Origin of the sequence: Streptomyces sp. NBC_00154, from assembly GCF_026342835.1 — a bacterium.
Lineage (GTDB): Bacteria > Actinomycetota > Actinomycetes > Streptomycetales > Streptomycetaceae > Streptomyces.
Map to the genome: position 1 here is coordinate 5,062,363 of NZ_JAPEMI010000001.1, position 18,776 is coordinate 5,081,138.

Sequence of the window (18,776 nt, forward strand, 5' to 3'; positions counted from 1 at the left end):
CTCCGGTGCGGGTTACTGCTCCGTCTTGCGGAGGCGGAACGTGAGGGACAGGCCCTCGTCCTCGAACGGGGCGCCGTACGCCTCGTCCGCCTCGCCCTCCGCGTAGTCGAGCGCCAGCACCTCGTCCGCGATCAGCGGCGCATGCTCGGTCAGGGCCTCCACCGTCGCCGGCGACGTGGACGTCCAGCGGACGGCGATGCGGTCCGCGACGTCCAGGCCGCTGTTCTTGCGGGCCTCCTGGATCAGCCGGATCGCGTCACGGGCCAGCCCCGCGCGCCGCAGCTCCGGGGTGATCTCCAGGTCCAGAGCGACCGTCGCGCCCGAGTCGGACGCCACCGACCAGCCCTCGCGCGGCGTCTCGGTGATGATCACCTCGTCGGGGGAGAGGGTGACCTGCTCGCCGTCCACCTCGACCGACGCCGTGCCCTCGCGCAGGGCCAGCGAGAGTGCCGCCGCGTCGGCGTTCGCCACGGCCTTCGCGACCGCCTGGACGCCCTTGCCGAACCGCTTGCCCAGCGCCCGGAAGTTCGCCTTCGCCGTCGTGTCGACCAGCGAGCCGCCGACCTCCGAGAGGGAGGCCAGCGAGGAGACGTTCAGCTCCTCGGTGATCTGGGCGTGCAGGTCGGGGGAGAGCGCGTCGAAGCCCGCCGCCGCGACCAGCGCCCGGGAGAGCGGCTGGCGGGTCTTGACGCCCGACTCCGCGCGCGTGGCCCGGCCGAGCTCGACCAGGCGGCGTACCAGCGCCATCTGGGTGGAGAGGGCCGGGTCGATGGCCGTGAGGTCCGCCTTCGGCCAGCTGGAGAGGTGGACCGACTCGGGGGCGTCCACGGTGACCGGGACGACCAGGTCCTGCCAGACCCGCTCGGTGAGGAACGGGGTCAGCGGGGCCATCAGCCGGGTGACCGTCTCGACGACCTCGTGCAGGGTGCGCAGCGCCGCCTTGTCGCCCTGCCAGAAGCGGCGACGGGAGCGGCGCACGTACCAGTTGGACAGGTCGTCCACGAACGCGGAGAGGAGCTTGCCGGCACGCTGGGTGTCGTAGCCCTCCAGTGCCTGCGTGACCTGGTCCACCAGTGCGTTCAGCTCGCTGAGCAGCCAGCGGTCCAGGACCGTGCGGTCCGCCGGGGCCGGGTCGGCCGCGGACGGCGCCCAGTTCGACGTACGGGCGTACAGGGCCTGGAAGGCGACCGTGTTCCAGTACGTGAGGAGGGTCTTGCGCACGACCTCCTGGATCGTGCCGTGGCCCACGCGTCGCGCCGCCCAGGGGGAGCCGCCCGCCGCCATGAACCAGCGGACCGCGTCCGCGCCGTGCTGGTCCATCAGCGGGATCGGCTGGAGGATGTTGCCCAGGTGCTTGGACATCTTGCGGCCGTCCTCGGCGAGGATGTGGCCCAGGCACACCACGTTCTCGTACGACGACTTGTCGAAGACCAGCGTGCCGACGGCCATCAGCGTGTAGAACCAGCCGCGGGTCTGGTCGATGGCCTCGGAGATGAACTGCGCCGGGTAGCGGCTCTCGAAGAGCTCCTTGTTCTTGTACGGGTAGCCCCACTGCGCGAACGGCATCGAACCCGAGTCGTACCAGGCGTCGATGACCTCCGGGACGCGGTACGCCTCCAGCTGGCAGTTCTCGTGCGTGCAGGTGAATGTGATCGCGTCGATGAACGGACGGTGCGGGTCCAGGTCCGACTGGTCGGCGCCGGTGAGGTCGGTGAGCTCGGCGCGGGAGCCGACGCAGGTGAGGTGGTTGTCCTCGCAGCGCCAGATGGGGAGCGGGGTACCCCAGTAGCGGTTGCGGGACAGCGCCCAGTCGACGTTGTTGTTCAGCCAGTCGCCGAAGCGGCCGTTCTTGACCGAGTCCGGGAACCAGTTGGTCTTCTCGTTCTCTTCGAGGAGCCGGTCCTTGATGGCGGTCGTACGGATGTACCAGGACGGCTGCGCGTAGTAGAGCAGCGCGGTGTGGCAGCGCCAGCAGTGCGGGTAGCTGTGCTCGTACGGGACGTGGCGGAAGAGTTTGCCGCGGGCGGCCAGGTCCTCGGTGAGCGCCTCGTCGGCCTTCTTGAAGAAGGTGCCGCCGACCAGCGGCAGGTTCTCCTCGAAGGTGCCGTCGGGGCGGACCGGGTTCACGACCGGCAGGCCGTAGGCGCGGCAGACCTTGAGGTCGTCCTCACCGAACGCGGGGGACTGGTGGACCAGACCCGTACCGTCCTCGGTCGTCACGTACTCGGCGTTGACGACGTAGTGCGCCGGGGCCGGGAAGTCCACGAGGGCGAACGGGCGCTCGTACGTCCAGCGCTCCATCTCGCGGCCGGTGAACGACTGGCCGGTGAGCTCCCAGCCCTCGCCGAGTGCCTTCTCCAGGAGGGGCTGGGCGACGACGAGCTTCTCCTCGCCGTCGGTCGCGACGACATATGTGACGTCGGGGTGCGCGGCGACCGCGGTGTTGGAGACGAGTGTCCACGGGGTGGTCGTCCAGACCAGCAGCGCGGCCTCGCCGGCCAACGGGCCGGATGTCAGCGGGAAGCGTACGAAGACCGAGGGGTCGACGACCGTCTCGTAACCCTGCGCCAGCTCGTGGTCCGAGAGACCGGTGCCGCAGCGCGGGCACCACGGGGCGACGCGGTGGTCCTGGACCAGCAGATCCTTGTTGAAGATCTCCTTCAGGGACCACCAGACGGAGTCGACGTACGACGGGTCCATCGTGCGGTACGCGTCGTCCAGGTCGACCCAGTAGCCCATTCGGGTCGTGAGCTCGCTGAACGCGTCGGTGTGGCGGGTCACGGACTCGCGGCACTTGGCGTTGAACTCGGCGATGCCGTACGCCTCGATGTCCTTCTTGCCGTTGAAGCCCAGCTCCTTCTCGACCGCGAGCTCGACCGGCAGTCCGTGGCAGTCCCAGCCGGCCTTGCGGCCCACGTGGTAGCCCTGCATGGTGCGGAAGCGCGGGAAGACGTCCTTGAAGACGCGGGCCTCGATGTGGTGGGCGCCGGGCATGCCGTTGGCGGTCGGCGGGCCCTCGTAGAAGACCCACTCGGGGCGGCCCTCGGACTGTTCGAGGCTCTTGGCGAAGACCTTGCTCTCGCGCCAGAAGTCGAGCACGGCGTGCTCCAGCGCGGGAAGGTCGACCTGGGCGGGTACCTGGCGGTACTGCGGCGATGTCATGGGCGAGATTCCTCCGGCGGACGTTTTCCACTTCCGTCGGAGGGACGAGAACCGTGCCGGCTCCCGCGGTACCACCCTCCTTGGCCCCGGGTGTGTGCCCGTGGCCCCCTCATTGGGGTCGCGATGCCGGTTCTACTTGCCTTGCGGCGTTCTTCCGACGGCTCCGGGTGATTTTCACGACGCGCTCGCCCCCGGGCTCTCACCGTCCCCGGGTCGCTCCTGGCTGCCTACGACGCTACTCGTCCCATCCATGCCTCTCGCTGGGGCCAGTGTACGGGCCCGTACGGGCGACGGCCGACCGGTTTATCCAGGGGGCGCGACCGTGACCCGAATGGCGCGACGGGTCGTACGGAGTCCTGGCGGGGGCCGGGAGACGGATTACCGGGCGGGGAGCTGGGCACAACGGTTTCAGGCGCGCGGTGATCCGGCACGAGGAGGGGCGATCCGGCGGCGTGCCCCGTTGCCGCCGGGCTGGGGTCGATTTATCGTCCCAGCACGATTCGCGTGCAAGATCACAATATGTGAAGGGGCCGCGGCCATGGTGGCGAAGAAGACCGCCGAACAGAAATCGGCGTCAGCGAGATCCACGGGCGCGGCGGCCGAGGCGACGACCGAGGAGGCGGGCTCGCAGACCGCGGATCCGGGTCCGAGGAAGGCCGCGGCGAAGAGCGCGGCGACCAAGAAGTCGGCAGCGAAGAAGGCCGTGGCGAAGAAGGCTCCGGCCAAGAAGGCCACTGCGAAGAAGAGCGCGGTCAAGAAGGCTTCGAAGAAGACCGCTGCGGCGGACACGGGGGCGGCCGAGGCCGCCGAGGAGACGGGAGCCCACACGGTGGTAGCCAAGAAGAGCGCAGCCCGGACCCGCACGGCCGGCAAGGGCGCGGCGCCCGTACCGCCCGCCCGGGCCGCCGCGACGGCACCCGGGGAACTGGCCGTACGGCCGGGCGAGGACCCCTGGACGCCGGACGAGGTCTCGGAGGCGCGGGCCGAGCTGACCAGCGAGATCATGCGGCTGCGCAGTGAGCTGGAGGCCTCCGGGGTCGCGCTCGCCGGGTTGATGAGGGACTCCGGCAACGGAGCCGGTGACGACGAGGCGGACACCGGCACGAAGAACATCACCCGTGAGCACGAAATGGCGCTCGCCGCCAATGCCACGGAGATGCTGGAGCAGACCGAGCGGGCGCTGGCCCGGCTCGACGCGGGGACGTACGGACTGTGCGAGATCTGCGGCAAGCCGATCGGCAAGGCGCGCATGCAGGCGTTCCCCCGGGCCACTCTCTGCGTCGAGGACAAACAGAAGCAGGAGCGCCGCGGCTGATCCACGGGGGGCGTGTCGTACTCTCGTCTTCGGTCAGGAACCTAGGTTGAGGGACTCACGTGGCAGAGGCGGAGCGCATCATCGGTACGCCGGACATCCCTGGAGCTGAGGGGACCGAGGGCGCCGGGGACAAGGTCCAGGGCGAGGTCCGGGGCAAGAGCAAGCGGAAGATCACGGTGCTCTTCGCCGTGGCCGTCTTCGCCTACCTGCTCGACCTGATCAGCAAGATGATCGTGGTCGCGAAGCTGGAGCACCACGAGCCCGTCGAGGTCCTCGGCGACTGGCTGCGGTTCGACGCGATCCGGAACGCGGGCGCCGCGTTCGGCATCGGCGAGGCATTCACGGTGATCTTCACCGTCATCGCGGCGACTGTGATCGTGGTCATCGCCAGGCTCGCCCGCAAGCTCTACAGCCTGCCGTGGGCCATCGCCCTCGGTCTGCTGCTCGGTGGAGCGCTCGGGAACCTCACCGACCGGATCTTCCGCTCGCCCGGCGTCTTCAAGGGCGCGGTGGTGGACTTCATCGCCCCCGCGCACTTCGCCGTCTTCAACCTGGCGGACTCCGCCATCGTCTGCGGCGGCATCCTGATCGTGATCCTTTCCTTCAGGGGCCTGGACCCCGACGGCACCGTGCACAAGGACTAGCGGGGGCAAGGCATACTCGACAGGTGAGTACGTATCCCGAGGTCCGCACCCTGCCCGTGCCCGACGGTCTGGAAGGCGAGCGTGTCGACGCCGCCATTTCCCGGATGTTCGGCTTCTCCCGCACCAAGGCCGCCGAGCTGGCCGCTGCCGGGAAGGTGCAGGTGGACGGAGCCGTGGTCGGGAAGTCCGAGCGCGTGCAGGGCGGCGCCTGGCTGGAAGTGGAGATGCCGCAGGCGCCCGCTCCGGTGCAGATCGTCGCCGAGCCCGTCGACGGCATGGAGATCGTGCACGATGACGACGACATAGTCGTGATCATGAAGCCCGTCGGGGTGGCCGCCCACCCGAGCCCGGGCTGGACCGGCACCACCGTGATCGGCGGTCTCGCCGCGGCCGGATACCGGATCTCGACGTCCGGCGCCGCCGAGCGCCAGGGCATCGTGCACCGTCTCGACGTCGGCACCTCCGGCCTGATGGTCGTCGCCAAGTCCGAGCGGGCCTACACGCTGCTGAAGGGCCAGTTCCGCGACCGCGTCGTCGAGAAGAAGTACCACGCGCTGGTCCAGGGCCATCCGGACCCGATGAGCGGCACGATCGACGCCCCCATCGGGCGTCACCCCAACCTCGACTACAAGTGGGCGGTCACGGCCGAGGGCAAGCCCTCCGTGACGCATTACGACCTCATCGAGGCGTACCGGGCGGCCAGCCTCCTCGACATCAAGCTGGAGACCGGCCGCACTCACCAGATCCGCGTGCACATGGCCGCCCACCGCCACCCCTGCGTGGGTGACCTGACCTACGGCGCCGACCCGACGATGGCCAAGCGTCTCGGGCTGACGAGGCAGTGGCTGCACGCGGTCCGGCTCGGCTTCGAGCACCCGGCGGACGGCAGCTGGGTGGAGTTCGCCAGCAGCTACCCGGACGACCTGCAGAACGCGCTGGACAAGATCGCGGCGGAGAGCGAATGACCACCGGCACCCCGGCCCCGTACACCACCCGTATAGCCGTCGACGAGAGCGACCTCGCGGCCTGCTTCCAGGTCCGCAAGGAGGTCTTCGTCGGCGAGCAGAACGTGCCCGAGGAGATCGAGTACGACGCCTACGACGCGGACGCGGTGCATGTCGTCGCCGTCGCGGCGGACGGTTCGGTGCTCGGTACGGGACGGCTGCTGCACGGTGCGGGGGTGGCCGCCAAGACAGGTGGCGACCTCACCGTCGGCTCGCTCGGCCGGCTCGCGGTGGCCAAGCGGGCGCGCGGTCTCGGGGTCGGCGTGGCGCTGGTCGGGGCCATCGAGGACGCGGCCCGCGGGCTCGGTCTCGTCGCCGTGGACCTGCATGCCCAGACACACGCGCTCGGCTTCTACGAGCGGCTCGGGTATGTGGCGTACGGCCCTGAGTTCGCGGATGCGGGGATCGCCCACCGGGCGATGCGCCGCACTCTCTGACAGCAGGCACCGCCCCCGTCGTACGGACCGGACCGGCACGGTACCCCGGCACACGTCCGCGCCGGCCCGGCAGATCCCGGCGCGGTCCGCGTCCACCAGGAGCGCTCCGGAAGGGCACATCGTGGACCAGATGGCACTGCTCCTGCTTCTGTTGCTCGGAGCCGTGGTCACGGTGCCACTGGGGGAGCGTCTCGGGCTGCCGGCGCCGGTACTGATGACGCTCGCCGGGGTGGCCATGGCATTCATCGGCTTCGTGCCGAATGTGGACATCCCCCCGGAGATCATTCTCCCCGCCCTGCTGCCGCCGCTGCTCTACGCCTCCGTGCAGCGCACCTCCTGGCGGCAGTTCGCCGCCAACAGGCGCCCGATCTTTCTGCTGGCCGTGGCCCTGGTCTTCGTGACGACGGCAGCCGTCGCCGCCGTGGCCAACGCGGTCGTCCCCGGGCTGCCCATCGCCGCCGCCGTGGCGCTCGGCGCGCTCGTCGCACCGCCCGACCCGGTAGCCGCGACCGCCGTCGCGGGATCGCTCGGGCTGCCGCGCAGGCTCGTCTCCGTCCTGGAGGGCGAGGGGCTGTTCAACGACGTGACCGCGATCGTGCTCTACCACGTGGCGATCGCCGCAGCGGTCAGCGGCACCTTCTCGCTGCCGCACGCCTTCGGGCTGCTGGTCCTGTCCGCGGTGGTTGCCGTGGCGGTCGGTCTCGCGCTCGGCTGGCTGACCATCAAACTCATGGGCCTGCTCGGCGATGCGACGCTCCAGGTGGGGCTGACCCTGCTGGTGCCGTTCGTGAGTTACGTCCTCGCGGAGGAGCTGCAGGGGTCGGGCGTGCTCGCCGTGCTCACCACCGCGCTCTTCCTCGCCGAACACACCGCCGACGCGGACGACGTGCTGGGCCGGCTCACCGGCCGCACCTTCTGGGAGATCGTCGACACCCTTGTCACCGGGGTCGCGTTCGGCCTGATCGGCCTCGAACTACGCAATGTCTTCGGTGTGTCGGACGGCCGCGCCTGGCAGATGACCGGCTGGGGTCTGGTGATTGTCGCGGTCGTCGTCGGCGTACGGCTGCTCTGGCTGCTGCCCGCCACCTGGCTGGCGAAGCGGCTGCACAGCCGCCGCGACTACAGCGAGGAGCTCCCCGCCAGCTGGCGCGAGACCGTCGTCATGTGGTGGGCCGGGATGCGCGGCGTGGCCACGGTCGCGCTGGCCCTCGCGATCCCGCTGAAGACGGACGACGGGAAGCCCTTCCCCGGCCGCGACGAGATCGTCTTCATCGCCTTCGCAGTGATCATGGCGACCCTGGTCTTCCAGGGGCTCACCCTGCCGTGGCTGGTACGGAAGCTCCGCGTCCGCGCGGACACGGACGCGGAGGCGGCACTGGAACGGGACCTCGCGATCCGCGCCGCGAAGGCCGCACGGCAGCGGCTCAGGGAGATCCAGGAGGTCGAGGAGTTCCCGCAGGAGGTGGTGGAGCGACTGCTGCGACTGGCGTACGACGTGGGGGCGCGGATCAGCCCCGAGATGGTCGACGAGGACCGGCGTGAGGCGTACGCGCAGCGTGCCGAGCGGCTCCGGGCGGTCAGCCGGATCCAGCGCGAGATGATGTCCGCGGCCCGCCATGCGGTGCTGTCGGCGCGCAGCGAGACGGGGACGGATCCGGAGGTGGTCGACCGGGTGCTGCGTCAGCTGGACGTTCGGAGCCTGCGCTGACGACAGCGCCTTCCGTCGTGTCGCGGGCCGCCGCCCGCGGTGTTGTCGTTCGCCGTACTGTCGGCCGCACCTGGCACCATTGCTCCCATGAACATCATGCTTTTCCACTCGACGTACGGCCTGCGCCCCGCGGTGCACGCGGCCGCCGCCCGGCTTCGCGCAGCGGGGCACGAGGTGCACGTGCCCGACCTCTTCGACGGGCGCACGTTCGAGACCGTCGAGGAAGGCATGGCCTTCAAGGACGAGGTGGGCAAGGACGAACTGCTCCGGCGCGCCGTGCTGGCCGCCGCGCCCTACTCCGAGCGCGGCCTGGTCTACGCGGGCTTCTCCTTCGGCGCGTCAACCGCCCAGACCCTGGCCCTCGGTGACGAGAAGGCGCGCGGACTGCTGCTGCTCCACGGCACGTCGGACATCGCCGAGAGCGCGTCGGTCGACGAGCTGCCCGTACAGCTGCATGTCGCCGACCCGGACCCGTTCGAGACGCACGACTGGCTGAACTCCTGGTATCTGCAGATGCAGCGGACCGGCGCCGATGTCGAGGTCTACCGCTACCCCGGGGCCGGCCACCTCTTCACGGACCCGGATCTGCCGGACTACGACGCGTCGGCGGCCGAGCTGACCTGGAAGGTCTCCCTCGGCTTTCTCGCCACCCTGTAGACGGACCCGGGCCCCGCCACCGTGACGGTGTGCGGGGCCCCGGCGGCCCCGACCGTGGATCAGGCGCGGTACGCGGCCCAGCTGTCGCTCATCCGCTGCACCTGGCCCGCGGTGAACTGGTACATGCAGGAGTCGTACGTGTAGTCCATGAAGTTGTGGATCGGGTCGACCCCGGTCTTGTTGGTGCAGGTGTCGCGTCCGGTCGGGCACTCGAACGCGGCGCTCTTCTCGGCGGGCGTGTCGGAGACGTAGTCGCCGTTGCCGTTACAGCCGCCCTGGAAGGTGTGGTACAGCCCCATCCAGTGGCCGACCTCGTGGGTGGCGGTGTCGCCCTCGTCGTAGTTGGTGGCCGAGCCGCCCGGCAGCGAGGCGTCGAGGATCACCACGCCGTCCATGCTCGGGCTGGAGTTGTACGAGCTGGGGAAGGTGGCCCAGCCGAGCAGCCCGCCACCGAGGTTGGCGGTGTAGACGTTGAGCGCGTTCTTGCCGCCCTTGCGCAGCGCCGTCTTCATGGCCCTCTCGGCGGACGAGCCCGAGGAGAGGTTGTACCAGGCGGCGTTGTCCGTGTAGTCGGTGCCGGCCAGCGAGAACTGGAAGCCGGTGTCGGTGTTGCCGGTGCCCTGGCCGCTGTAGGCCGCGTTCAGCACGTTCATCTGGCTGCTGATGTCACCGGCGGTGAGCTTGCCGGTGGTGCCGGAGTGGATGACGTGGAAGTAGACCGGGACGGTCGCTCCGGCGGCCAGGGTGGTTCCGCTGACCCGGCGGTCCGCGAGTCTCTCCTTCAACTGCGTGTCCATGGCCTTGGCCTGGGTCGCGGTGAGTTCGTTGGGCTCCGCGGCGTGCTTGGTGCCCGAGGGGCGGGCCTGGCGCGCGGTCGCGTCGGTGCTCGCGCACTTCTCGGCAGAGGCTGAGGCGGAGGACACCTTGGCGGCGGCTGAGCCGGTGGGCGCGGAGAGCGGTGCCAGGGCCAGGGTTCCGGCCAGGATGGCGGTGCCGATCGCACGGTTACGTATACGCGGCGATATACGGGCAAGAGTGCGCACAGAGACTCCTCGCGGATGTGTGGGGGAGGAATTTCCTCACCCGCCGCCGGGAGATTACGTGCGCATGTCACATGTTGAGGAGAACCGATCAGGCCCAATCATTCGTGGGGCAAACCGGGGGAACGGGAAGAATTATTTCTGTGCGTTCCAGAGTTTGAGATACGGACGTAACGTCGCGCGTTACCCCGGCGGGTGGTGTGCCCCCATTGGAGCAGAGGAACGCGCCACCCGCCGTAGCGATGTAATGCGCCGTCAACATGGTCCGGCATGGCTGGAAATGGATGTTCAGAGCACCGGGCGGTCCACCGGCTCGACCTTCTGCGTGCCGCTGAGCGTCCGGTACGAGCGCGTCCAGGCCGCGGTCGCGTCCCGCTTCGTCTTGTCGGAGACCACGTAGTAGTCCATCTGCGAGCGCTCGGCGGTCACATCGAGGACGCCGTAGCCGTGCGAGTCCATGTCCACCCACTTCACATGGCGGTTGGCGGCCCTGACCGCCGCCGCGGCGAGCACGGAGACCGTCTGCGGTGCGACATGCAGGATGTCGTCGAGGTTGTCCGAGGTCACCGACGTCACCACGAACTCCGTGGCGGCCGATGCCGAGAGCGGGTACGTCGCGGCCTTCACCGGTACGTCGTTGGCCCACGCCATGTGGATGTCGCCGGTCAGGAAGACCGTGTTGGTGATCGACCGGTCCCGCAGATGCGTGATCAGTTCCTTGCGGTCGTCCGTGTAGCCGTCCCACTGATCGACATTGACCGCGAGCCCCTCCTTGGGCAGCCCCAGCAACCCTGCCAGCGGCTCCAGCAGATGGGCGGGTACGGAACCGAACGCGACCGGCGAGATCATCACCGACGTGCCGACCAGCTTCCAGGTGGCGTCCGAACCGGCCAGGCCCGACTTCAGCCAGTCCAGTTGCGCCCGGCCGGTGATCGTGCGGTCGGGGTCGTCGACCGAACCGTTGCCGACCGTCGACTGCTGGGAGCGGAAGGTGCGCAGATCGAGGAGGTGGAGATCGGCCAGGTTGCCGAAGCGCAGCCGCCGGTAGACGGTGCCCTCGGTCGATGCGCGGACCGGCATCCACTCGAAGTACGCCTGCTTGGCGCCGGCCGCCCGGTCGGCCCAGGCGCCCTCCGTGCCCGGCGTGTGGTTCTCGGCCCCGCCCGACCACGCGTCGTTGGCGAACTCGTGGTCGTCCCAGATCGCGATCACCGGATGCGTGGCGTGCAGGGTCTGCAGATCGGCGTCCGTCTTGTAGTGGCCGTGCCGGGTCCGGTAGTCGGCGAGGGTGAGGATCTCGTTCCTCGGCTCGTGCGGACGCACGACGTACTTCGCGTCCGGGTAACTGCCCGACGCGTACTCGTATATGTAGTCGCCGAGATGGAGGACCGCGTCGAGGTCGGCGCGGGCGGCGAGATGACGGTACGGGGAGAAGTAGCCGGACTCCCAGTTGGCGCACGACACCACGCCGAAGCGCACCCCCGGGGTGGCCGCACCGGCCGCCGGAGCCGTACGGGTGCGGCCGGCCGGGGACCGTACCGCCCCGCCGTCGCCCGCCGAGAAGCGGAACCAGTACGTGGTCGCCGGGGCCAGGCCCCGCACGTCGGCCTTGACGGTGTGGTCGGACGCGGCCCTCGCGACGGTGGAGCCCTGCGCGATGATCCGGGCGAACTCCTTGTCCTCGGCGACCTCCCACCGCACCGCTGTGTCGGCGCCGCGGCCGGAGCCGGGCGCGGCGTCGGGGGTGGGGGTGACGCGGGTCCACAGGAGGATGCCGTCGGGCAGTGGGTCGCCGGAGGCGACGCCGTGCAGGAAGGCGGGTCCGTCGGCGGCGCGTGCGCCGGTGGCGGCGCCGAGCACGGGGGCCACGACAGCGGTGGCGGCAGCGGCCTTCACGAGCGTGCGGCGGCTGGGAGCGGAGAGAGGCGAAGAAAGGTGTCGACTGGTCACGGAGCAGAACCCTACTGACCAGTACGGCGAACGGGCAGGCGAACAAAGGAAGTTCGCCTGCCCGTCGGGAAGCCGCTGTCCGGAATTAGCCCTTCAGGGCCTTGGTGATCGCGGTGTTGAAGTCGGCGACGGTCATGGGGGCGTTCTTGGTGCCCTCGCCGGTGAGCGTCTTGCCATCCATCTTCAGCGTCGGGGTGCCCTGGACGCCGCTCTTGTCGAACGTCTGGGACATCTTCATCGCCCAGTTGTCGTACGTACCGTCGTTGACGTCCTTCTGGAACGCCTTGTTGTCCTTCAGCTCGGGCACGGTGTTCGCGACCTCGATGAGGTACGAGTCCTTGGCGAACTTGTCGTCGGCCTCTTCCGGGTGGTACTTCGCGGAGTAGAGCGCGTACTTGTAGTCGAGGAACGCCTGAGGGCTGACGTTCAGCGCCGCACCCAGCGCGCTGAGCGCGTTCTTGGAGCCCTCACCGTTGTCGCTGTTGTCGATGAATGTCGCGCCGATGTACTTGATCTTGTACTTGCCCGCGTCGACGTCCTTGTGCACCGTCTCACCGACGGTCTGCTCGAACTGGGCGCAGATCGGGCAGCGGGAGTCCTCGTACAGTTCGAGAGTCTTCTTCGCCGTCGACTTGCCGACGACGACGGTCGTGCCGTTGGTGCCCGACGTGTTCTTCGGCGCGGTGACGTTCTTCGCGTCCTTGGCCGCCTCCCACTGGGAGGGCTTGTTCAGCTGCATCACGCCGTAGCCGACGCCACCAGCCACCGCCAGCACGGCGACGACCGAGAGGCCGACGACGACCTGCTTGCGGACCTTGTCCTTCTTGGCCTGGCGCTCGCGCTCGGCGCGCAGCCGCTCGCGGGCGGCTGCCTTGTTGGCCTGGCTGTTGCGCTTGCTCATGGTTGTTCTCTCCGTGGTGTGTGGGGCGTACGTCGTCAGGGACTGGCGCGCTCAGGCGGTGGCGCAGGCCGAGCGCGGCGGTCCCCTCCGTCCCACGGAGTGCACGAGGAGACGGGCGTGCGCGAGAAGGTGCGGGCCGTACGGCGCGGGCCGAGCGGCACGGCGTACGGAGCGACGGGCCGTGCCCACCACGGCGACCGCGATCAGCAGCGGCCGGAACGCGGTGGCGGCGACCGCCCGCAGCAGACCCGCGAGCGCGGACTCGCCGCGCCGCAGCCAGGCCGCGGCCAGCAGACCGACCGTCACATGGGCGGCCAGCAGCAGCCACGGCACGGCGGGGCCCGGGGAGGCCAGCAGGGCGGCCGCACCGTGCCCGGGTCCGGTCACCGAGGCCAGCGGGGTGCCCACCGAGCCGACGCGGCCGAGCTGCGCGGACCCGGCACCGACATCGCCGCCGCACAGGACGTCCACGCCGACCGAACGCAACGGGCCTGCGATCGGGCCGCCCGCCGCGCCGTAACAGAGGTGCTGGCCGGTGGTGAAGACGGTGTCGGCGGTCAGCTCCAGCGGCACCAGCAGTCCGGCGATCGCACCGAAGCCGCGCTCCCGGCCGGCCAGCGCGTACGCCACGGCGAAGACGAGACCGGCCAGTGCGGCGACGACCGTCAGCGGCAGCGGGACCTGGGAGAGCAGCACATGGGACGCAGCGGAGAGCGTCACGACGAGCGCTGTGAAAAGCGCCGCGCGAACGACTCTGAGCTGCGTCCCTGATATCTCCATCGCCGGAGAGTGTGCCATGTGAACCTGTAAGCGACCCCTAAAGGGGGCACCGCTCGGTGAGGAGGCTCACAGCCCCGGGATGCGGCCGTTGCGGAAGAGGTCCACGAAGATCTGGTGGTCGGCGCGCGCCCGGGCCCCGTAGCTGTGCGCGAAGTCCACCAGCAGCCCGTCGAAGCCCTCCTCGTCCGCCGCGATCGCCGCGTCGATCGCCCGCTCGGTGGAGAACGGCACCAGTGAGTGGCCGCTCTCGTCGTCCGCCGCGGAGTGCATCGTCGCCGTCGCCCGGCCGAGGTCGGCGATGACCGCCGCGATCTCCTCCGGCTCGTCGATGTCGGACCAGTCCAGATCGACCGCGTACGGCGAGACCTCGGCGACCAGCTGCCCGGAACCGTCCAGCTCGGTCCAGCCGAGCCACGGGTCGGCGTGGGCCTGCAGGGCGCGCTGCGAGATGACCGTGCGGTGCCCCTCGTGCTGGAAGTAGTCGCGCACGGCCGCGTCGGTGATGTGCCGGGAGACCGCCGGGGTCTGCGCCTGCTTGATGTAGATCACCACATCGTTCTCCAGGGCGTCGCTGTTGCCCTCCAGAAGGATGTTGTACGAGGGCAGCCCGGCCGAGCCGATGCCGATGCCGCGACGGCCGACGACGTCCTTCACCCGGTACGAGTCGGGGCGGGTCAGGCTCGACTCGGGCAGCGTCTCCAGATAGCCGTCGAACGCGGCCAGCACCTTGTAGCGCGTCGCCGCGTCCAGATCGATCGCGCCGCCGCCCGCCGCGAACCGGCGCTCGAAGTCCCGGATCTCCGTCATCGAGTCGAGCAGCGAGAACCGGGTCAGCGACCGGGCGTCGCGCAGCGCGCCCAGCAGCGGGCCCTCGGCGGTGTCCAGCGTGAACGGGGGCACCTCGTCGTTCTTCGCGCCTGTTGCGAGCGCGTGGATCCGCTCGCGGTAGGCCGCCGCGTAGACCCGGACGAGCTCACTGATCTGGTCGTCACCCAGCGCCTTCGCGTACCCGATCAGGGCGACGGAGGCGGCGAACCGCTTGAGGTCCCAGGTGAACGGGCCGACGTACGCCTCGTCGAAGTCGTTCACATTGAAGATCAGCCGGCCGTTGGCATCCATGTACGTGCCGAAGTTCTCCGCGTGCAGATCGCCGTGGATCCACACCCGGCCGGTCCGGTCGTCCAGGTACGGGCCGCCGTGCCGCTCCCGCTCCAGGTCGTTGTAGAACAGGCACGCCGTGCCTCGGTAGAAGGCGAACGCCGAGCCCGCCATCTTGCGGAACTTGACCCGGAAGGCCGCCGGGTCCGCGGCCAGGAGCTGGCCGAAAGCGGTGTCGAAAACCTCGAGAATCTGCTCCCCGCGCTGCGCTGCGCCGGTCTGCGCTTCCGACATTTCTGGGTGCCTCCTGGTACCTGGCGTTCATGACAAATGGGACGGGCGTCTCCGACCCCTCAACGCGCGACGGTACCCGGGAGTGCCCCTCGGCTGTCAGTCCGGAGACGTAGACTTCCACGCTGTCCCCCCAGTCCGTCATTGCTTGTTTCCCCGGAGGCCCGACGCCGTGACCAAGCCGCCCTTTACGCACCTTCACGTCCACACCCAGTACTCGTTGCTGGACGGTGCCGCGCGGCTCAAGGACATGTTCGCTGCCTGCAATGAAATGGGCATGTCGCACATCGCGATGACGGACCACGGCAACCTGCACGGGGCGTACGACTTCTTCCACCAGGCGAAGAAGGCCGAGGTGACGCCGATCATCGGCATCGAGGCGTACGTCGCCCCGGAGTCGCGCAAGCACAAGCGGAAGATCCAGTGGGGCCAGCCGCACCAGAAGCGCGACGACGTCTCGGGTTCCGGTGGTTACACCCACAAGACGATCTGGGCGTCGAACAAGACGGGTCTGCACAACCTCTTCCGGCTCTCCTCGGACGCGTACGCCGAGGGCTGGCTGCAGAAGTGGCCGCGGATGGACAAGGAGACCATCGCCCAGTGGTCCGAGGGTCTGATCGCGTCCACCGGCTGCCCGTCCGGCGAGGTGCAGACGCGGCTGCGGCTCGGCCAGTTCGACGAGGCGGTCCAGGCGGCCTCCGACTACAAGGACATCTTCGGCGAGGGCAAGTACTTCCTGGAGCTCATGGACCACGGCATCGAGATCGAGCGCCGGGTCCGTGACGGGCTCCTCGAAATCGGCAAGAAGCTGAACATCCCGCCGCTCGTGACGAACGACTCGCACTACACGTACGCCGGCGAGGCCTCCGCGCACGACGCGCTGCTCTGCATCCAGACCGGCAAGAACCTCTCCGACCCGGACCGCTTCCGGTTCGACGGCACGGGCTACTACCTGAAGACGACGGACGAGATGTACGCCGTCGACTCCTCCGACGCCTGGCAGCAGGGGTGCGCGAACACGCTGCTGGTCGCCGAGCAGATCGACACCACCGGGATGTTCGAGAAGCGCGACCTGATGCCGAAGTTCGACATCCCGGACGGCTTCACGGAGATCACCTGGTTCCAGGAAGAGGTCCGGGTCGGCATGAACCGCCGCTACCCCGGCGGCGTCCCCGAGGACCGGCAGAAGCAGGCCGAGTACGAGATGGACGTCATCATCCAGATGGGGTTCCCGGGATACTTCCTCGTCGTCGCCGACTTCATCATGTGGGCCAAGAACAACGGCATCGCGGTGGGCCCCGGCCGTGGCTCCGCGGCCGGTTCGATCGTCGCGTACGCAATGGGGATCACCGACCTCGACCCGATCGAGCACGGGCTGATCTTCGAGCGGTTCCTGAACCCCGAGCGTGTCTCCATGCCCGATGTCGACATCGACTTCGACGAGCGCCGGCGCGTCGAAGTGATCAGGTACGTGACGGAGAAGTACGGCGCCGACAAGGTCGCCATGATCGGTACGTACGGCAAGATCAAGGCCAAGAACGCGATCAAGGACTCCGCCCGCGTCCTCGGCTACCCGTACGCGATGGGCGACCGGCTCACCAAGGCCATGCCCGCCGACGTCCTCGGCAAGGGCATCGACCTCTCCGGGATCACCGACCCCAAGCACCCTCGCTACAGCGAGGCGGGCGAGATCCGGGGGATGTACGAGAGCGAGCCGGACGTCAAGAAGGTCATCGATACCGCCAAGGGCGTCGAGGGACTGGTCCGGCAGATGGGCGTGCACGCCGCAGGCGTCATCATGTCCAGCGAGCCCATCGTCGACCACGCCCCGGTCTGGGTGCGGCACACCGACGGCGTCACCATCACGCAGTGGGACTACCCGCAGTGCGAGTCGCTCGGCCTGCTGAAGATGGACTTCCTCGGCCTGCGCAACCTCACCATCATGGACGACGCCGTCAAGATGGTGGAGGCCAACAAGGGCGTCAAGCTGGAGCTGCTCTCCGTCCCGCTGGACGACCCCAAGACGTACGAGCTGCTGTGCCGCGGTGACACGCTCGGCGTCTTCCAGTTCGACGGCGGCCCGATGCGCTCCCTGCTGCGCCAGATGCAGCCCGACAACTTCGAGGACATTTCCGCCGTCTCGGCCCTGTACCGGCCGGGCCCGATGGGCATGAACTCGCACACGAACTACGCCGAGCGCAAGAACGGCCGCCAGGAGATCACTCCGATCCACCCGGAGCTGGAGGAGCCGCTCAAGGAGACGCTCGGCCTGACCTACGGCCTGATCGTCTATCAGGAGCAGGTGCAGAAGGCCGCCCAGATCGTCGCCGGGTACTCGCTCGGCGAGGCCGACATCCTGCGCCGCGTGATGGGCAAGAAGAAGGCCGACGAGCTGGCGAAGAACTTCGTGCTCTTCCAGGCGGGTGCGAAGAAGAACGGCTTCTCCGACGCGGCGATCCAGGCCCTGTGGGACGTGCTGGTCCCGTTCGCCGGGTACGCGTTCAACAAGGCGCACTCCTCCGCGTACGGCCTGGTCACCTACTGGACGGCGTACCTCAAGGCGAACTATCCCGCCGAGTACATGGCGGCGCTGCTGACCTCGGTCAAGGACGACAAGGACAAGTCCGCGGTCTACCTCAACGAGTGCCGTCGCATGGGCATCAAGGTGCTCCCGCCGAACGTCAACGAGTCCGAGTCGAACTTCGCCGCCCAGGGCGACGACGTCATCCTCTTCGGGCTGACGGCCATCCGTAACGTCGGACAGAACGTCGTCGACTCGATCATCCGGTGCCGCAAGGCGAAGGGGAAGTACAGCTCCTTCCCCGACTTCCTCGACAAGGTCGAAGCGGTCGTCTGCAACAAGCGGACCGTCGAATCACTGATCAAGGCCGGCGCCTTCGACGAGATGGGCCACACCCGCAAGGGCCTCGTCGCCCACCACGAGCCGATGATCGACAACGTGGTGCAGGTCAAGCGCAAGGAGGCCGAGGGACAGTTCGACCTCTTCGGTGGCGGCGAGGAGGACAGCGACGAGCCGGGCTTCGGGCTCGACGTCGAGTTCTCCGACATCGAGTGGGAGAAGTCGTATCTGCTGGCCCAGGAGCGCGAAATGCTCGGGCTGTACGTCTCCGACCACCCCCTCTTCGGTATCGAGCACGTCCTGTCCGACAAGTCCGACGCGGCGATCTCCCAGCTCACCGGCGGCGAACACGCCGACGGCGCGATCGTCACCATCGGCGGCATCATCTCCGGGCTCCAGCGCAAGATGACCAAGCAGGGCAACGCCTGGGCCATCGCCACGGTGGAGGACCTGGCCGGTTCCATCGAGTGCATGTTCTTCCCCGCCACTTACCAGCTGGTCTCCACCCAACTCGTCGAGGACACCGTCGTCTTCGTCAAGGGACGGCTCGACAAGCGCGAGGACATCCCGCGGCTGGTCGCCATGGAGATGCAGGTCCCCGACCTCTCGTCGGTAGGGACCAACGCACCGGTGGTGCTCACCATCCCCACGGTCAAGATCACGCCGCCGATGGTCGCCCGCCTCGGCGAGGTGCTCAGCAACCACCGCGGCAACACCGAGGTGCGGATCAAGCTCCAGGGCCCCCGGAAGACCACCGTCCTGCGGCTGGACCGGCACCGGGTCCAGCCGGACCCGGCGCTCTTCGGCGACCTGAAGGTGCTGCTCGGCCCGTCCTGCCTGGCCGGCTGAGCGACCACCGCACTCGCCACCGCACACACAGGAAGGGCGCCCCGCGAAGGCGGGAGCGCCCCTCTCCGGTTACCGGCTAC

At 69.1% G+C, this 18,776-nt stretch carries 13 protein-coding genes; 7 read left to right on the forward strand and 6 right to left on the reverse strand.

What is annotated here, in order from left to right; translation table 11 throughout:
- Positions 1 to 12: 12 nt before the first annotated feature.
- Entirely contained in the window at positions 13 to 3,162 is a 3,150-nt protein-coding gene (gene ileS / locus OHA03_RS22685; protein WP_267005628.1) for an isoleucine--tRNA ligase, read from the reverse strand.
- Positions 3,163 to 3,700: 538 nt separating this feature from the next.
- On the opposite strand from ileS, the gene OHA03_RS22690 reads away from it, so the two are divergent.
- The 6 genes from OHA03_RS22690 (at position 3,701) to OHA03_RS22715 (ending at position 8,927) form a co-directional block, all read left to right on the forward strand.
- On the forward strand, positions 3,701 to 4,477 hold the full coding sequence (locus OHA03_RS22690; RefSeq protein WP_267005629.1) for a TraR/DksA C4-type zinc finger protein: 777 nt from the start codon (positions 3,701 to 3,703) through the stop codon (positions 4,475 to 4,477).
- A gap of 59 nt (positions 4,478 to 4,536) precedes the next feature.
- Positions 4,537 to 5,121 (forward strand): signal peptidase II, encoded by a 585-nt coding sequence (lspA, locus tag OHA03_RS22695; RefSeq protein ID WP_267005630.1) that lies wholly within the window; start codon positions 4,537 to 4,539, stop codon positions 5,119 to 5,121.
- Positions 5,122 to 5,144: 23 nt separating this feature from the next.
- Positions 5,145 to 6,086, forward strand: a complete 942-nt coding sequence (locus OHA03_RS22700) for an RluA family pseudouridine synthase (protein WP_267005631.1) — start codon at positions 5,145 to 5,147, stop codon at positions 6,084 to 6,086.
- Positions 6,083 to 6,562, forward strand: coding sequence for a GNAT family N-acetyltransferase (locus OHA03_RS22705; protein ID WP_267005632.1), 480 nt, complete (start codon positions 6,083 to 6,085; stop codon positions 6,560 to 6,562). The genes OHA03_RS22700 and OHA03_RS22705 overlap by 4 nt, the downstream gene beginning before the upstream one ends.
- A 121-nt stretch (positions 6,563 to 6,683) precedes the next feature.
- Positions 6,684 to 8,270, forward strand: coding sequence for a Na+/H+ antiporter (locus OHA03_RS22710; RefSeq protein ID WP_267005633.1), 1,587 nt, complete (start codon positions 6,684 to 6,686; stop codon positions 8,268 to 8,270).
- An 87-nt stretch (positions 8,271 to 8,357) separates the two neighbouring features.
- Positions 8,358 to 8,927 (forward strand): dienelactone hydrolase family protein, encoded by a 570-nt coding sequence (locus OHA03_RS22715; RefSeq protein ID WP_267005634.1) that lies wholly within the window; start codon positions 8,358 to 8,360, stop codon positions 8,925 to 8,927.
- Between the two features lie 59 nt (positions 8,928 to 8,986).
- Here OHA03_RS22715 and OHA03_RS22720 read toward each other — a convergent pair whose 3' ends face one another.
- From OHA03_RS22720 to OHA03_RS22740, 5 genes are all read right to left on the reverse strand, one after another.
- The gene (locus OHA03_RS22720; RefSeq protein WP_267005635.1) at positions 8,987 to 9,970 is read right to left on the reverse strand and encodes a zinc metalloprotease; all 984 of its coding nucleotides are present in this window, start codon (positions 9,968 to 9,970) and stop codon (positions 8,987 to 8,989) included.
- Positions 9,971 to 10,255: 285 nt separating this feature from the next.
- Positions 10,256 to 11,917, reverse strand: coding sequence for an alkaline phosphatase (locus OHA03_RS22725; protein WP_267005636.1), 1,662 nt, complete (start codon positions 11,915 to 11,917; stop codon positions 10,256 to 10,258).
- 85 nt (positions 11,918 to 12,002) lie between these two features.
- The gene (locus OHA03_RS22730; protein WP_267005637.1) at positions 12,003 to 12,818 is read right to left on the reverse strand and encodes a DsbA family protein; all 816 of its coding nucleotides are present in this window, start codon (positions 12,816 to 12,818) and stop codon (positions 12,003 to 12,005) included.
- A 51-nt stretch (positions 12,819 to 12,869) separates the two neighbouring features.
- On the reverse strand, positions 12,870 to 13,598 hold the full coding sequence (locus OHA03_RS22735) for a hypothetical protein (RefSeq protein WP_267005638.1): 729 nt from the start codon (positions 13,596 to 13,598) through the stop codon (positions 12,870 to 12,872).
- Between the two features lie 66 nt (positions 13,599 to 13,664).
- Positions 13,665 to 14,990 carry a DUF2252 domain-containing protein gene (locus tag OHA03_RS22740; protein ID WP_267005639.1) on the reverse strand — a complete coding sequence of 442 codons (1,326 nt, stop codon included), beginning with the start codon at positions 14,988 to 14,990 and terminating at the stop codon, positions 13,665 to 13,667.
- A 169-nt stretch (positions 14,991 to 15,159) separates the two neighbouring features.
- On the opposite strand from OHA03_RS22740, the gene dnaE reads away from it, so the two are divergent.
- Complete coding sequence (dnaE, locus tag OHA03_RS22745; protein WP_267005640.1) at positions 15,160 to 18,696, forward strand: DNA polymerase III subunit alpha; 3,537 nt, start codon at positions 15,160 to 15,162, stop codon at positions 18,694 to 18,696.
- Positions 18,697 to 18,776 lie beyond the last annotated feature (80 nt).

Bases quoted from the DNA above. Each gene is read 5' to 3' on its own strand.
- ileS (WP_267005628.1), bottom strand. From the start codon at position 3,162: ATGACATCGCCGCAGTACCGCCAGGTACCCGCCCAGGTCGACCTTCCC.
- OHA03_RS22690 (WP_267005629.1), top strand. From the start codon at position 3,701: ATGGTGGCGAAGAAGACCGCCGAACAGAAATCGGCGTCAGCGAGATCC.
- OHA03_RS22705 (WP_267005632.1), top strand. From the start codon at position 6,083: ATGACCACCGGCACCCCGGCCCCGTACACCACCCGTATAGCCGTCGAC.
- OHA03_RS22715 (WP_267005634.1), top strand. From the start codon at position 8,358: ATGAACATCATGCTTTTCCACTCGACGTACGGCCTGCGCCCCGCGGTG.
- OHA03_RS22730 (WP_267005637.1), bottom strand. From the start codon at position 12,818: ATGAGCAAGCGCAACAGCCAGGCCAACAAGGCAGCCGCCCGCGAGCGG.
- OHA03_RS22735 (WP_267005638.1), bottom strand. From the start codon at position 13,598: ATGGAGATATCAGGGACGCAGCTCAGAGTCGTTCGCGCGGCGCTTTTC.
- OHA03_RS22740 (WP_267005639.1), bottom strand. From the start codon at position 14,990: ATGTCGGAAGCGCAGACCGGCGCAGCGCAGCGCGGGGAGCAGATTCTC.